We start from the raw sequence: 14,532 nt of genomic DNA, 5'->3' as shown, positions 1-14,532 counted from the left end.
CAGCGTGTTCGGCGATGCCAAGATGACCACAGCGTTGCTCGACAGGTTGACCCACCACTGCGACATCGTCGAGACCGGCAACGACAGTTGGCGATTCAAAAGCCGAGACGACGATCACATCACCCGCGCTCGTCTCGTCTCCGCAACCCCGGCCAGCTCCGACGAGACGAGCGCTACCAGCAAAGCCCGCCGTCCGAAGGGGTCAAAATTGGACGCCGATGAGGGGTCAAATTTGCAAGCCGATTGACACCCCTCCTTCGGTTGCCCCCTTTTTGGCGGCCTCGAGATAATCCGCAGGATTACCCGAATAGGTATTACCGGCACCATGCGCCGCCCCATAGGCAGCCCCCTCCGCGCCATAGCCAAGCACGCGCGGGAGCAGCGCCGGCCCAACGCGACCCGCAAGCGTGACGCCACTCTTGAGCAATCCTGCGCCAGTTCCTAGACCGCCCAGCGCCTCCGCGACGGTAGCTGCCCCAGGATTAGCCTTGCGAATGGCTTCGGTCTCGGCATGCTGGGCTTTCACGCCTTCATCGTAATTCTTGGCGCGGCCGGTTAGAGCGTCCATCGCGCCGGCAAATCGATCGGCCATGCCGAACGTCATGCCGTTTGCCGCCATTCGGACGCCTTTGTCGATAGCCGATCCGATATGTGCCATCTGGTCGCCGTAAGACATCCCGGCCCGAACGGGCGCAGGCGCCCCATCAAAGCCGGTCGGCATCCCCATGATATCATATGCCGACGCCGGACTGGCGGCAGGAGCGGCCGGCGCCGCGGCCTGCCGTAGCCTCGTGATCTCGCCTGCCAGCGCGCGCGCCGCCGCTACGTCGCCCGCGGCGTCCGCGTTCACTAATGCCTTGCCGAGTTCGTCCAGCGTCGCCATTACTTGCTGTACTTCTTCACGAGGTTATCGATCGCGTCAGGTGACACCGCAGCGCTCGGAGGCTTGTAGTCCTCAAACGGTCCGAACGTCGGCAGAACATCCGCCTCATTCATCCGGTTGCGCTGCGCAATACCGCGATACATTGCAGCATCCTGATCGAACATGGATTGATAAGCGCCAATACGGCCACGAGCTTCCTGCATGATAGATGCACGAACTTCAGGAGACAGACGGCCATCCCCAGTCAATTGGCTCTGGATCGTCGCTTGCAGACGCTGAGGCAGCGTTGCGATCGCCTGCGCGATGCTCATTTCGCCCTCGCGGACCACCGAGCCAGGATCCATGATTTTCGCCATGCCGTAGATCAGGTTCACGTCAGCAGCGCGGTTATCTCGGCTGGCGGCCTCCAGCATCGACTTATAGACAGGCGCGGCTTGGGCAATGTTCTTGTATGATGGCAAGCCTTGGATTTCGTTGCGTAGTTTCGAGGTCGCTGTATCAGAGGCCGGCATAGCCTCTTCCGTGACACGTTTGGACTGCGTCTCGCGCCATACCTTCGGATCAACTCCCGGAGGGACGGGCGGGATGGACGATGGCTGCGTAGTCGCCGAGTTCTGCGGCCTATAGGGCACCACCGACCTATCTCGCGGATCAACCCAGCCCTTTATCGGCTGGCCTGTTTGCGCATCAATCTCCCCAGTCTCCACGAATTGCGGCCCTTTGTTTGGCTCGCCTTTCGGGATCGTACGAATGATGTTGCCCCGCTGATCCGTGATGGCGATGGCGTTGCCCAGATCCAGATGTTGCAGTTTGTTCGCGGCAAGCTGCGTATTCAGCACATTCATTGCCGCAGTCCGGGCGCTTTCCGAAATGTAGGGGTTGCTCACCGCAGCGATTAGTTTGGAAACGTCTGGCTGCTGCGCCGTACCTGTGTATAGCTGGCCTACGGGGGCCGCAGGAGCGGCCGGCGCGCGGGACATGGCCGCCGCGACATCTCGATTGGTAGCCGCAGGCTTGCCTTCCGGCATCTGCGGCGGGACCATTGACGGGCTTGCTCCTTCAAGGCCGGTCAAGGCCGGCGCAATCGGCACCCGAGCCGACGCGGTCAACGGTCCTGCAACGTCATACGGCGATTGGCTCGGAGCGGACAGCGCCCCCTGCGTTGGCTGAGCGTTCTGCGGCAATGTTGCGTCCGCCGATGCCGCAGCGCCGCCCGACAATGTGCGAGCGATCTGCAGTACCTTGGCGCCATATCTCGGGTCCGTCGCATAGCCCGACTTCTGCAGCGCGTCCGCCTGCGCTTCCAAACCCTGCGCAGCCATCAGCGGCTTGTACCGCGGGTTGGACTGCATGAAGCTGGCATAGCCCCCAACACTGTCGGCAGGGCTGGCATAGGACTGAAACGACGCGCTCATCCGGACCGGCTGGCCATTCACAATTTCGGTTGTGGGACGAACGGTGCCGGGGCCCTTGATGCCAAACAAATTGTTGCCAGGAGCCGACTTGCCCCAGTTGCTTTCAAGGATGGCCTGCGCCTGAATGATCCTTGGATCGATACCAGTTGCTTTCGCGGCCTCCGCCACGGCCGGCGCGATCGAGCTGAGAAACGCTCCACGATCAGCCGTTACCGAGGTCGGCGCGCTCGGCTCCAACAGTGAAGTTGCAGCGTTCGGCATCGTTGCGGGAGCCGATGTGGGGTCGACCTTCGCGGCCATTCCCGGCATTGCCGAATTGTAGCTATCCCTAATGACGCCAGCCGAGTCGCGCTCGTTCTGCCTCTCTGCCTCGTCAAGCTGACGAGAGCGTAGGCCAGCCATCAGACTTTCGCCCAACTGGGCAACACCTTGCATCCAATGTTGGATGGGGCGCTGCTTCGTCGCGTTCAGCATCATCGCATCGACGATCCGACGTTGCCGAGTGATTGTCTCCGGGGTGTAGCGTCCGCTATCGATTGCATTCGGATCAGTTTGCTGAAGCGCCATTACTTCGCCTATTTCAATTGAGGGACCCCACGCTCGCCGCGCAAGCAATGCGAGCCATAAACCCGCATTCAACGGGACCAGTGCGGCTTCCTCGAGCGAGGTGCAGAAGCGCCATCGCGATTAGTGCCGGGCAACAATTCTGCGATGCGTAGCGCATGGCTTCCTCCGCCATGAGTTCGCCCCGCGCAACATCGGTTTGCATGTCACCAGTTTCAGACACGCTCCAGTAGCAAACAGTGCCACCATGATCGGCAACAAACGAAGGGGCGCCGGTCATGTCTAGTGTTGGCTCTGCGCTTTCGATGGGGGGATTGCGCGGCATCGATCAGGCTCCCGCGTAAACGATGAATTTGAAAGCGCGGGAAGGCTGCACGATGCTGAATGGTGTGCTTGTGCCGCCCTGCGCCGTGCCAGTGAATGTCGAAGCACCCTGCGACGCACTGATGCTTGCCGTACCGCCACCGCACGAGAAGCCGCCGCCGCCCGTCGTGCTGCCGTTGGCGGCTGCCGCATTGTGTGAAATGCTAATGGCACCGTTCGAAATCGAACCGGCCGGCGTGTATGGCGGGAGATTTGACGTAACGAGCGCGGCGGTCTTGTTTCCAGTCGTGTCGCCGATATGCGTCACGTTTGGCAGAGTCGCTCCGGTCGCATCCACGCCGACTGGCGTATAGCCATCCATCGTTCCGATCGTGAACGTGGTTGTCCCGTTCCCTATGCCGTAAAATGTATTGCCGAGCGCAATGTCAGCATTTGCTGCGGCCCAGAGAGCGGGATGGTCTGCCCGATTGTAGGTGCCAGGAAATAGCCAGCCGGCTGGCGCGCTCGACAGGGTCCATAGCATAACGGCTCCAACGGGGAGCAGCGGAGAGCCGTTCTGCTTGATTGCACCAGTCGCCGAAAAATCGCCAGTGACAGCAAATCCGGCCGGCGACATCGACGCGACTTCCGCATTGCCGCACTCGAACGACATCGTATTCGCGGCAGAGCGCGAGATTCCGGTATCCGGATCGTTCGTGAAAGTAAGGCCGTCGCTCGCAAGCGGAAGGACCGCCGTCATGCCGCCTGCGCCATTGCGCGCAAGCGAGCCTGTCAAGGCATCCGCGATGTCCTGCAAATCGTTATTCACCGCGGGCGCCGAGATCGACGTTTGCGGGACAAACGGAGGTTCAGGAAGCGTGTAGTTCGGGCCAACTCTGGGCATTATGGTCCCCACACGGCAGGCTTATTGTCCCAGGCGCATTCGTCCCACAAGGCCCCCCCGATCTGGGAAGTGTCCACCATCGTTGGCGGGGCTGCCTCGCTCGATTGAGCCGCAGCTGTCTTGAGTTTCCGATCGGTCTCAACCTGTTGAGCGAGAGCTTCGCTTTGCTGATCCACTCGCATCAGGCCACCTCCCCCGCCTGAGTAGCCTTTTCGGACTTCACGCGGTCCTGAAGCGCCATGCGAACAAAATCCGCGCGGTTCACCATGCGGCGATGCGCTGCTGCGTCCAGCTGCTCAATGAAGGATTTTGGAACCCTGACTTGCAGGTTGCCGTCGTATTGATTGGGTCTGCTCTGCATTCGCTTGCGCCACCGTGAATGTGTGCGCAAGCTTTGGTCGCTTCGTGCCCTAAGCGGTACGTTGTCCTTGCACGATTTGCAGGGTTTTTCCGGAGTGAGCGAAGATTTCCGGTTTTGCGCGATTTTTCAGTGGCGGATTTCCGAGCTCAGCAACCGGAATGCCAAACCGCGCATAGTACGCTTCGACCAGATGGCTCGCCCTGTCGCCCGCGAGATAGGCCTTCAATGCGGTTCGGTTGCCGTCCAGAAGCATGGCAAGGGCCACTATGCTAACGGCCCATTTCCCCCCGTTGATGCGCCGGCCGATCCCATGGCTATTGCACCAATTCAGGATGGTGCGTTCCGATCGGTTGGCCATCGTTGCGGCATCCGCGGGGCTCATGGCCTCGCGCAAATCATACGGCGTCAGACAGTTTGGAAAATTCTCTTCTGGGGCGATCATGCCGCCCCCCTTGCGTCAGATACGGAAGAGAGCGCTAGTCGCGCAGGAACAAGGCAGCCAGGAGAGCCCGGCGCCGGACCCCACGCATCAAGCCAGTCGTTGCCCTCCCGGAAATGAGCAAGCCGCCTCTGCCAGTCGGCGTCTGTGAAGCTGGAAGGGTCACGCAACGCTCGCGAGGCCTCGCCCGGGCCGCTGCCCTCCGGCTCATCCGCATATTCGCCCGAGTTAATCCAGCTCGCAGGATAGGGGATGAACTGCCGCCGCTCCGGCGGCTCCCGCTCCCACCGCGCCGCGAACGCTTGAGTTTTTGCCATCAGGTCGTCAATGGCAATCGACCCCGAGGCAATAAGCTTCGCAAAGGCCTTGGCGGCGTCCCTCCGTTGCTTCTTGCGCGGGTAGATCGAGTACCACGCATCAAACCCATCAGGCTCATTTTTCGAAGAGCTAGTAGTTCTAATGCTTTTAATGTTTTCTTCTTCTGGCCCTTTGCTGGCCCTTTGCTGGCCTTCGACTGGCCCGCTTGCTGGCCTATCACCCGCTCCGCCATTCTGGAAAACATCGTAATTACAGATAGAAATGATGGTCTGAAGCTGGCCCGTTTGAAGGTCCACCATTCCCTCTTGCCGCAATCTAGCCAGAAAGGTTCTCACCATCTTGTCGGAGCTCCACCCCCAAGCCTTCTGCAGGAAGGCCCTTGAATAGGTCAGTTGACCGCGCTCGAGCGCGACAAGCTGTTCTGAGCGGCCATTGCGAACCATCACCTTGACCGGCCGCCACGCGGCGTTGGCAATCAGCCAAAGCCAAGCTTCCCGCTGCGAAAGCGGCTGTCCGTCGTCAAACATGGGATGATCGAAAATCGATCGCGCGACGTTGATATGACCGGCGTTCCGCATCACAGGCCCTCCAAATCGCGCACCGCATTGCAGCCGATGTCACAGAACAATTTCACCGTGCCCGTGGGGCCGTTGCGCTGCTTGGCTATGATCGTCTCAAGATCGTGCTTTACGTCTATGAGCCGATCAATCCGCGCCGCTTCCTTCTCGGCGGTCGCCGCAGTTTCGCGCTCCAGATAGTAGGCTTCCCGATACACAAAAATGATTGCGTCGGCGTCCTGCTCGATCGATCCCGAGTCTCGCAAATCCGCCATATTGGGGCGCTTGTCGTCGCGCTCTTCCACCTTGCGGGAGAGTTGAGCGAGCGCCAGAACGGGAACGTCAAGTTCCTTTGCCAGTGCCTTCAGCGCCGCGGAAATCTCACCAACCTCGTTAACCCGCGCGCCCGCATAACGATTTGAAGGCTTCGCAATGTGAAGGTGATCGACGACGATAAGCCCGAGCCGCTTTCCTTGCCTGGCAAGCGCCTGACTATAGCGCCTCGCCCTGCCCGCAATCTGCGAGATGGTGAGACCCGGCGCCGGATCGATCTTGAGCGGCCAGTCGCGTTGCACCCGGGCCGCCTCAATGACGCGTTCCGCTTCCTGGCTGCTTAGTGCACCGTTGGCAATCGCATAGTACGGTATCGGCCTGCAGCGCTGGTAAGCTCCATCGGCAAGGCTGCGGTCGGAGAGGCTAACGGCGCCCATTTCGAGCGACGAGAAAAAAACCGGATCCCCAGCCCTGGCGACGTTGCGCGCGATACAAACACCTAGCGCTGTCTTCCCCATGCCGGGACGGCCGGCCAATACCAACAACTCGCCCGCCTTCAGGCCTCCGGTCTTTTCATCCAGGCTTTTTAGTCCCCAACTCAGGCCCGGCAACAATCCGGGATTCTGGATTGCAAACTGCATCCGTTCCAGTGATATTTGATTGGCCTCTCGCAAGCTGACTTGTCGCACGGCTGCGCCGTCCGATTGCGCGGCTACCGCATCAAGGGCGTCGATTGCGTCGAGCGTTGCGGCGCGCACGTCCGCTCCTCGCCTGACATCATCGGCAATCTGTTCGCTGATGGCTGCCAGTCGCCGCTGGTCCGCCATCTCCCGCACCGTCCTTGCGAAATCGGCTACGTTCAGCAGGCCTGTTGCTTCCGCGTAGAGCCTGGCAACGTACTGGTTCACGTTCATGCCATCGACTAGCGGTGCCTCGCCAAAGTCGGCAAGGAAGGCCCGGGCAAGCTGATGATTGATTGCCCTGCCCTGCTCTCTCGCCTGGAGGAACCGCGCGAACAATTCGCGATGCGTCGCCTCAATGAAATCGTCTGCCATTACGTGGCGTTCGGCAAAACCGAGCCCTTCCGGATGACAGAGGATCGCCCCAAGCAGGGCTTGTTCTACTTCAATAGCAGCGCGCTGGTGTCCATCGGAAACGATAGGCGCCGGCATAGTCCCGATTCTAGCTGGGGCGTTCATGCCCGCGCCTCCAATTTCCGGGCAGCGGCAGGCAGCGGAATCGTTTCTCGCTGTTCAGCGTCGGGAAGGTAACGGCAAAGGAAGGCATCCCATGCCGCCGTCACCGCGACCGGGCTTCCATACCCCCTCTCGCATCGTGTCAGCGCACCGCAGTACTTCGCGAAAAGGATATTTTGCCGCTCCGTCTCGATATCGAAAAGACGCGCGCTCCTACGCATGAGAGTCCTCCTTACCGGAGGGTCCGGAAAGCGGCGGCGATACCACCCAAACAGTGGCACTCATGCCGCTATTGTTCCTTCCTCGCTGCGGAGCGGGCCGAATTTCGCCTTGGCGATGCAGTTCACTCACGCGGGGGCGGACGGACAGGATTGAGCGGCCAAGGCGATCCGCGACGGCATCGGCCGTCAATCCCGACGGCGCGAGAGAAATCGTCCGCAATACTTCTTCGCGCAAAGTTTTGGCGGGCCCCTTGATGGCCTGAGCCGCCTGCTCTGAAGGGCCGCGAGCTTTGAAGCCGGGAGCGTCAGGGTAGACTTCTGGAAGTCTGCTCATGCTTCGCCTCCGCCGAGGCCCGCGAGGGCGGCGATCAAATCGGCTTGCCTAGCACTCACCGGGTAATGGCAATGCACGTAGCGCCCCGCAGCGGTCGCAGGGGACGCGCGCAAAGCAGGCAATGGAAATTCCCGGAAATCCGGGGCGGCGATGTTGCAGTGAAACCCAATACGGGTTAAGTCATGTTCGTTCGATAGCATTTGAATTTTCCTAGAACCCGGTCGCGCGGTCCCGCCAGGAAATGCGCTTCCGGGTTTTTCTTTGGGCGTTGGGTGTTGCGCGGGCGCGTTACGCTGCTTGCGCATCAGGTTTGCGGGCGCGGGCTTCCGCCCATGCCAAACCGGCTTCCGCCGTGTAGAGCGGACGCTGGCCCCAATACTTCGCAACTGGGGGTCCTTCCGCGATTGACGGAGAACACAGCTTATCGAGTGTGCTTTTGCCGATCGGATAACCGGCCTCACGCAGATACGCGCCTAGCTCATCTCGAGTGTAAAATTCTTTCGTCATCTGTAGTTCTCTCCGACCGTTTGCGGCGAATTGCCGGGCAACGCGAGAGAACGCCAAATCCCGCTTGATCGGAATGCTGGACGAAATGCGGGGGTTATTTTAGCAGCTAGGAGCCCCTGGTCTTCCGATGTTTGGCTTCGTTTGCTTTATGCGTTCGCCCGGACACGCTATAGCGCTCACCCGCGCCCCTCATGGCAGAGATTATTGCTTCTGGATTCGTCAACTCTTCGGCTGAGATGGTTTCACGCCTTTTTCTGATCCAGCCCTCAACACTATGACGGGATGCACGGTAAATGGTGCCAATAGTTTTCACGTAGAACTTGTCTGTTATGAGCCCGCGTTGTGCAGCAATTGCATAGACCACCGCGGCCCTGATGTCTTTCTCCTCGCTCGGGCCGACAGGATTTCCTGGACCAGCACAATCGGCGATAGGCGCCGGAATAATTCCGGCCGCCAAATATTCTAAATGTCCGATCAGCTGTGCATGCAGGCCCGACGGCAGCGCGGCGGGACCTAGTTTAAGCAGGTCCACCCATGCCGCCCAATAGGCGCGAGCGCGATTGCGCTTCCCTTCCTCACCGCCATGCAACAACTCGATACCGGAGAATGCGACTTTACGAGCAGCTTCTTCACGGTCGTTCGTCATGCGGCGCTCTCGCCGACCCTGAGCCGCGCCACGTTGGAGGCTGGCGGATTCACAATGCGATCGACCTGCGCCGCCAGCAATTCAAACACCCGCAATTTCTCGTCCCGGTACTGCCACACGTCATAGACGCCGCGAACGCCCTGCACAGTATGCCCATAGGCCAGCTCGGCGTGGTCAGGGTCAGCGCCAGCTCGAGAGCAGAGGGTTCGGCCTGTTCGGCGCAGGTCGTGTAGCGTCCAGCCGGTTACGCCACACAGCTTGTCGAAATCAGCCTTGAACTTGGAGAAGCCGGAAATTGGGGTCTTGCCGCTGGTTGTGAAGACGTAGGGATCATTCCGCCGGCCGATGGTGGGGATGTCCGACAGGAGATCGGCAGCGGCTTGCGACAGCGGCAGCAGGAAATCCTTTTTCGACTTGTGGCGCTTGGCGGGAATCGTCCAATTGCCGTCTACAGCCTCTCTACTGCTCATCCGGGCGCTTTCATTGCGGCGAGTCATGGTGAGCAGGATAAATCGCACCAGCCAGGCAAAGGGCGTTTTCTGACCCTCAGCGGCCTTCCAGACGGCTCTTAGCTCGTCATCGGTCAGGATGCGCTGCCGGCGCCGCTCCTTGGGCTTTGTGCGGGCCATCCCACGAACGATAGGCGAATTGAAATCGTCGGTTCGGGCAGCATGCCAGTTGAAGATTTTGCGGACATAGGCAAGGACGTGATCGGCCTGGACGGGGCCGTTCTCCTCCTCAACTTTGTCCAGCATTTTCACGATGTCACGGCGCTTGATGGCGTCAATCTGCTTGGCGCCAATGCGGGGATAAACCAGCCGCTCTAGAACGTCTTCCCGGTCTGCTTTTGAGCGCAAACGGCTCCCATCGCGGGCGAGGTAATCCTCGGCAATGGCCTTGAACGTGTTCCCGGCGGCTTCCTTCGCCTTCCGCATTTCCGCGAGCGGGTCCCTGCCCTGAGCAATGGCGCCTCGGACAGCCTCGGCTTCCCTTTTGGCGGTCGCCCGAGCCGTTCCCTTGGCCGCTGGTGCGAGTTTCCCAGCGCGTTGGGCCTCGAACCGGAACCAGCTCCCGTCAAGCTTCATGCGCCTGCTAATTGTGCCGGCGCGGTACTGATAGACGAAGGATTGATGACCCGTCTTCGTGGTCTGGAGACCAAAGCCGGGAAAATCCGGATCCCAGGTGAATTGCCGATCGGACGCCACTGATTTCGCTCCGGTAAGCATCGGGTAAGCACCACCTAGGCATACCCCCGGAAATTGCCGGAAACAACCGGCGATAAGAACCAATGGGAATTACAGGTGGAAAAGCTCACCGCGAAACGCGCGGCAACGGCCCGAATTAGCCGGAAAGCTTGAGCATATAACTTTTAATCACGGGGTCCTGGGTTCGAGCCCCAGCGCGCTCACCACGTCGGATCAAGGATTTAGCCGAAAAGACGAACCGACCGAAAAAGCTCTGTGTGGGCACCGTGTTGGCAAATTGATTGTGACGCTGCGCGGCGCGCGAAGATATATGCTGGTCACGCATGCGGGCGGCCTCGGGGCGTACACGCCGCAGCATTATCCACACTCACGACGCGCAGTAGCTCCCGCGCGCTCCTTGGCCCAAGGGATTGATAATTTGACTCTCGCTGGCGCCGCGTCTCGAGGGCGGCATGCCTCGCCCTGTCCGACATCACACCCCGACGCACCCCGACGGCCGCCCGCTGAAAATCACCTTCGGCGAGATGTGCGAGATGGGCCTTGCGCGGCGTCCTGGTCTCTTGCCACTGCGGCCATCACGTGGCGCTCGATGCGGATCATTGGCCGAACGACCTGCGGCTGTCAGATCTCGAACCGCGCTTCGTCTGCGGGCGGTGCGGTGGTCGCGGCGCCGATGTTCGGCCTGACTTTGATGGAGGCCATCGGCAGATTGCAGTCATGGGATACCGGAACAGGCCATGACCAAGGGCTGGGGGGCGGCCTTTCGAGGATCCGATAGAGGTGGACGGCCTGGCCGAGTAAGCTCCGTCAGAGTTACCCGGAGTGGTGGTAGCCATGAAGAACTTTGTAGCCGTATGCACGGCAGTGGCTTTGATGATCCTGGCCTTGATTGGCTTCGCCCAAAAACACCATGAATGTTGGAACGGGCACGTGCTCAAAAATTGGCGGCGCGGGCACGCGCTCATAACCCGTGAGCCCTGCGGATCCGTTAGCCCTTCCATATAGAACCGCCGCCCTCGGAGCTTTTCCACACCCATGACGCGCAGTAACTTGCGCGCGTTCGAAGGCCAAGGGATTGATAATTTGACTCTCGCCGGCGCCGCGTTTCGATGGCGGGATGCCTCGCTCAGCTCGACGCCACACAACTGCGCACGCGGACGGCCGGCCGGTGAAGATCACGCTTGGCAAGATGCGAGAGATGGGCGTTCGCGGTGTCCTTCGCCCCAACGTCCTTTTCGGCGACTGTTAGATCACGCCCAAAATGATGAAAAGTCCGATTTCAACCAATAAGACCGCCCCCGTCATCGCGGAGACAAGACACAGGTCACCCGGTGATAAGTGCAGCATGTTCTCACCAATCGAAGAAACGGCCCCTATGGCATAAGCAGGGGACTAAGGATTGCCGGGGCCGTTTCTCGGAGATCCTTGACGCGTTCGTCCGGCGCCAAGCAATTCTAATCCTAGCCCAAATTTAAATCGTGTCCATATTTAATTTGATTAAATGTTATAATTATAACGCCATCGAATTTAAATATATAATATCGGAAGGCTTGCAAATGCCCGCCAGCGAGAACCGGCGGGCGCTGTGAGGGCGAGCCGAAGCCCAGATCTAGCGCGAAGGTCTCTCGCGCGCAGCATTCAGATCCGCTTTTATGCCCGAGATTGCTGCATTAGCCGGCTGCCGACTTGGGGGCGGCTCATTGAGGTCTCGCGCCCATGGTGCCCTTGATCGAACTGCCGAACCTGAAGTGACCTGGTCAGAGCTCACGCAAGCAGAGACAAGTAGGCCAGAAAGGCCGACCAATACCGCCTGCGTCATCGCGTGGATGCCCATGCTCGCCTAACCGAGATGCTTCCGAATCGATCCTCAGCATGAGCAAATCAGGGCTTCGTGGCCGCCCGTTCGTTATGGCCGCGCCATGAAGCCATTTTTGCCAGGCCGCGAAGTCGGCCTGAAACAAACGAGGCCCACCCTCCTCTCTTCCAGCGCATGCCCCAGAAGGGAACGACCCTCTATGATCAGCCCAACATGGACTCGCAAAGCACGCAAGCTCGTTATCGTAAATTTGCTGATCGGCGCGGCCGCTCTGTTCGGATTGGCCGCTCATGAGCCAGTCTCGAGTGCTGCCCTCGGTAGTGAATGGCGATGCAACAGAGCGGCATTTGTCCTAACGACGTGTCATCACGTGGCTGACGAAGTTATGACGCAAAGAACGGCCGCTCTAGACTAGCGAGCAAGCCACAACGGGTTGTCCAAAATCCGGCAACGAGGCTGAATAGGGCGAACGCGGGACCGGAGCCCCGCGCCCTTCCGTCATGTAACGCTTCAGCCGTCGGCGGTGCGTCATCGGCCGCTGCCGGTCCCGCTTCCTGAGCCGCGCCGCCCAGCGCGTCCGTCATTTTCAGCCGCAATCGCTCGTCGTCAAACGAGTGATTTCTTGAATGCGGCCAAGCTCTGGTCCGGGTGATCAAACCCAGAGCCATCCCCACCATATTTTGGTTAAGATTGTCCATTCCCTTGCAGGGGAAAATTTGCGTGCTTGCGCCTTGATGTCGCTCGCCGTCAGCGTGTCATAGAGGCGTATAGCGATGGGACAAAAGGCCCCCATTTTGAAGCGGGCACACCCTCTGCCCGATCTCCTGAAAATGCTTCAGGAACTTGAGGATCTAAGAGAGAAGGTCCGGCTGGCCGAGGCCGCCCGCGTTTTGCACTAAGGCTCGCGGCGCGTAGACGCCGCCCTTTTCGCTCCCTGACGTGAAATCCCAATTGCATTCCCGCCGGCACAGTCCTTGCCAATCCAGTGTATCGCCGTCGGGTCCTGGCAGGGAGCCGTTTCGCAATGAAACAGAAATCTCGAGTCCCAAAGCCGCGCAAGCCTACTCTGGCACACATGGTTTCCGATCTGGTGCGATTGCTTGAGGCGATGAAGAACCTTGAGGAGCTGAGAGAGAAGCTCCGAGCCGCGGAGGCCACCCGTGTCCGGCATTAGCACGTAGGATGGATTGAGCTCTTGCGAAACCCATCACTCGTTGCGATCAGCGCGCTGCGATCCGCGATCGATCGATCATCGGAGCAATCCTCGACGGTCGCGAAGTGACCGATCGAATTGCCGGCGATGGTCTCGCAAGAGCTCAACCCATCCTACACGCTGTCCGATCTCCAAACCGGTTCGTGTGCGGCAGGCGCGGTGCGGAGGTGCGCCGAAGTTTCCCAAGGGGTGACTAGGCCGGGCAGAGGCGCGGGGCCGCCCTGCGGTAAAGCACCGCCGGATATGGCGATCACACGCGCGGCGCTATTCCATTTCGTCGCTCTGCGAATGCGCCGCCAATGCTTTCCGCGCCTGCTGTTCGATGACCCTCACCGCCGCATCGATGACCCGCTCGTGGCCCTCGTCGAGAGATTTGTCCCTCATCCAAGCATACAGGTAGACCGCCAAAGCATCCTGCAGTGTCATGGCAGGCTCCTCTTTCGAACAGCGTCGTATAACCGTTCGGAATGATCCTGCTTTACGCCCACCAACGCAATCGGATGGAGTCTTTAAGTCGAGGTTAAGCTTGATAGCAGCAATGCAATTCAAATGTTCGTCTCTGCGCTGGCGCTGCAAAGCGTGGCGCGGAGGCGCGGGCGATGTTTTCAGCATGTAGGATGGGTTGAGACTCTTGCGACCGGCGCCCGCTTCCGCTGTTATCCGCCTTGGCCGACGTTTGACGAGGCATTGTTCAGCCAGCGCAGCGTTGCATCATCGCTCCAGCCTGGGACGGCAAAGCGCGCCGGCGGAGACACGTTCGCGTGGGGCCGGCCTGCCGCAGGATGGCGTGCGCGGGCGTGATGCACCGTTGCGGCGTTTGCGGAGGTGCACAGCACCAGTAACAGACCCACGGCAAAGAGAGCCCGCATCACATCAACTCCAATCGAGCAATCGTCTATTGTTATTTGATGCGCCGATCGGCTCGCCACAATCCATCGCACCTTCACAAGCAGGAGAGAGAAGGTTCTTGCGGTGCAAGCCGGTCCTCGATTGCCGCGGCCGGAGCGCGTGCAGCTTCAACAGCAAAGAGGTTACACGTCAGGCCCTCACAACCATCGTGCTTCTTGGAAATTTGTCATCTGGAGCTGTCTTGTCGCACTGACGCCCGCATCCCAACTCACCATTGCAGGTCACATGTGCGGAGAAAGGGAAACCATGCGTGTATTGTCAGTGGCACTCCTCGCGGCGGCTTCGTTCACCCAGGCCAACGCAGAGGCGCAGATGAAAGACCCCAGCCCTTCGTGCAGCTATACGATAGCGAACGGGCAGACGTACCAGGTACCCGCGGGCCAGACGCTTTGCTGGCGCGTCCCGCCGCCTTCCAACAGGACGTACACGCTTCTGCGTTGCGACCCGCCATTTCAGGAACTCAACCGG

The 14,532-nt window shown here is 60.0% G+C and carries 12 protein-coding genes; 1 reads left to right on the top strand and 11 read right to left on the bottom strand.

The genetic code is table 11. From position 1 onward, the window contains the following. Nucleotides 1-247: ATP-binding protein (locus YU9_RS0125820; protein WP_027575394.1), on the top strand; the 247-nt coding region annotated here is incomplete at its 5' end. Here the strand turns inward: YU9_RS0125820 and YU9_RS0125815 are convergent. The 11 genes from YU9_RS0125815 to YU9_RS48115 form a co-directional block, all read right to left on the bottom strand. Beyond that, nucleotides 227-883 carry a hypothetical protein gene (locus YU9_RS0125815; protein ID WP_027575393.1) on the bottom strand — a complete coding sequence of 219 codons (657 nt, stop codon included), beginning with the start codon at nucleotides 881-883 and terminating at the stop codon, nucleotides 227-229. The two genes, YU9_RS0125820 and YU9_RS0125815, sit on opposite strands and share 21 nt — an antisense overlap. Beyond that, nucleotides 883-2,865: a glycoside hydrolase family 73 protein gene (locus tag YU9_RS44715; RefSeq protein ID WP_051380511.1), complete on the bottom strand. Its 1,983-nt coding sequence runs from the start codon at nucleotides 2,863-2,865 to the stop codon at nucleotides 883-885. Before YU9_RS44715 ends, YU9_RS0125815 begins: the two co-directional genes overlap by 1 nt. Nucleotides 2,866-3,190: 325 nt before the next feature. Further along, nucleotides 3,191-4,069, bottom strand: a complete 879-nt coding sequence (locus YU9_RS0125805; RefSeq protein ID WP_156952121.1) for a hypothetical protein — start codon at nucleotides 4,067-4,069, stop codon at nucleotides 3,191-3,193. 181 nt (nucleotides 4,070-4,250) lie between these two features. After that, on the bottom strand, nucleotides 4,251-4,430 hold the full coding sequence (locus YU9_RS0125795; protein ID WP_027575390.1) for a ribbon-helix-helix protein, CopG family: 180 nt from the start codon (nucleotides 4,428-4,430) through the stop codon (nucleotides 4,251-4,253). Between the two features lie 49 nt (nucleotides 4,431-4,479). Further along, nucleotides 4,480-4,872, bottom strand: a complete 393-nt coding sequence (locus YU9_RS42490; RefSeq protein WP_063623749.1) for a helix-turn-helix domain-containing protein — start codon at nucleotides 4,870-4,872, stop codon at nucleotides 4,480-4,482. Next, entirely contained in the window at nucleotides 4,869-5,765 is an 897-nt protein-coding gene (locus YU9_RS0125785; RefSeq protein ID WP_027575389.1) for a hypothetical protein, read from the bottom strand. Before YU9_RS0125785 ends, YU9_RS42490 begins: the two co-directional genes overlap by 4 nt. After that, nucleotides 5,765-7,216, bottom strand: a complete 1,452-nt coding sequence (locus tag YU9_RS42485; protein WP_051380510.1) for a replicative DNA helicase — start codon at nucleotides 7,214-7,216, stop codon at nucleotides 5,765-5,767. Before YU9_RS42485 ends, YU9_RS0125785 begins: the two co-directional genes overlap by 1 nt. A gap of 840 nt (nucleotides 7,217-8,056) precedes the next feature. Continuing rightward, nucleotides 8,057-8,275: a hypothetical protein gene (locus YU9_RS48125; RefSeq protein ID WP_156952120.1), complete on the bottom strand. Its 219-nt coding sequence runs from the start codon at nucleotides 8,273-8,275 to the stop codon at nucleotides 8,057-8,059. Between the two features lie 106 nt (nucleotides 8,276-8,381). Beyond that, a complete protein-coding gene (locus YU9_RS48120; protein WP_156952119.1) occupies nucleotides 8,382-8,921 on the bottom strand; it encodes a hypothetical protein in 540 nt (179 codons plus the stop codon). Continuing rightward, nucleotides 8,918-10,126, bottom strand: coding sequence for a site-specific integrase (locus YU9_RS42475; protein WP_198028300.1), 1,209 nt, complete (start codon nucleotides 10,124-10,126; stop codon nucleotides 8,918-8,920). Before YU9_RS42475 ends, YU9_RS48120 begins: the two co-directional genes overlap by 4 nt. A 3,293-nt stretch (nucleotides 10,127-13,419) precedes the next feature. Next, on the bottom strand, nucleotides 13,420-13,581 hold the full coding sequence (locus YU9_RS48115) for a hypothetical protein (RefSeq protein ID WP_156952118.1): 162 nt from the start codon (nucleotides 13,579-13,581) through the stop codon (nucleotides 13,420-13,422). Nucleotides 13,582-14,532 lie beyond the last annotated feature (951 nt).

Origin of the sequence: Bradyrhizobium sp. WSM1743 (assembly GCF_000473065.1) — a bacterium.
Taxonomy (GTDB): Bacteria; Pseudomonadota; Alphaproteobacteria; order Rhizobiales; family Xanthobacteraceae; genus Bradyrhizobium.
Note: the sequence above shows the minus strand (reverse complement) of the source record. Positions and strands in the feature narration are given on the sequence as shown.